Raw genomic sequence first — 1,304 nt, 5'->3', positions numbered from 1 at the left:
CTCTCCCTCTGGCAAAAGCCCAACACTCTTCACCTTAGTGCTTAGCCAAGTAACCACCTGGATCTTTGCTCGATCTTTGCTCAATGCCGCCATTCTGGGTTACTACTATGGAGTTTGGGGAACCCTAGCCTATGCGGCGTATTACTTGTCATTTTTAACCGGCGCAGCAATTATTGACTCACTGCGGTTTAAACATGGCTTCAATAGCGTTCAGCAGTTTCTATTTGCTCGCTTCGGGACGGTGGGTACAAGCTGCTTCAACTTCGTGATTGGTTTAAGACTGATCAGCGAAGTGTTCGCCAACATTTTGGTCATCGGCATATTGTTCGGTGCCGCGGGCAGCGGCAGCTATACGATCGCAGTACTCGCTTTTGCTCTGATCGCTCTAGGCTATTCGATGATGGGTGGCTTGCACGCATCGCTGCGCACAGATGTGATGCAAATGGTTTTGTTTATTGGCGTCTTGCTTGTCCTGTTATTAAATACCGCATCACAAGGTCTGTTTACGATCGAGTCTCTAGGATTTGTCGCATTCGACATCAGCGAGCCTGGTCCTATTTTGCTTATAGTTGCCTTACTTCAGGTCTGGAGCTACCCAATGCATGACCCAGTCATGATGGACCGCGGATTCCTCGCCGACAGAAATACAACCCGCCGCAGCTTTTTACAAGCCGCTTGGATCAGCATCATTTGCATCATCGCGTTCGGTATACTCGGCGTTGTCGCTGGTGCAAATGCAATAGATGGTGAGTCCATGAACGCAGCGCTGGAGCGCTTGCTTGGCGCGCTACCGATGCTCTTGTTTAATATCGCGCTTATCATCTCTGCCATGTCAACACTCGACAGTACACTTTCCAGTTCTGCAAAGCTGGTCGCCATTGATATGAAGGCCACCGCAGCTACAGTACGAAATGGTCGCCTGATCATGCTCGGCTTCATGTTGCTTGGTTTACTCATGGTCTTTATCGGCAACAAAGATTTGTTCAGCGCGGTCGCCGTTAGCGGTACAGCGTCTATGTACCTTGCGCCAGTGATTTTCTTTTCACTTTGGGGAAATTTTCGAAACATTCCGGTGTGGTCTTACTTGGCGGCATTTGTATTCGCATTTAGCGGCGCGCTGCTCTACTTCCTCGAATCTTCCGGCCACACCGCGCTGCTTGGCGAGACCCATAAGTATACAAAGCTGCTATGGATCTCACTGTCAGTGCTGCTGAGCGGATGCGCGACATTTGCTTTGGGCGCACTACTGTCTAGACCGACAGAGCAAGCCTTACCCTACTCAGGTCTAGATTAAGCATGCACAT

General features: G+C 50.0%; 1 protein-coding gene. It reads left to right on the top strand.

Annotated elements, in window-relative coordinates; translation table 11 throughout:
- Positions 1–1,294, top strand: a 1,294-nt coding sequence (locus A3750_RS21560; RefSeq protein WP_068548802.1) for a sodium:proline symporter, incomplete at its 5' end; no start/stop codon positions are given.
- Between the last annotated feature and the right edge of the window lie 10 nt (positions 1,295–1,304).

Source organism: Oleiphilus sp. HI0079 (assembly GCF_001635105.1).
The sequence above is the reverse complement of the archived record's forward strand: the minus strand, read 5'-3'. Positions and strand labels throughout refer to the sequence as shown.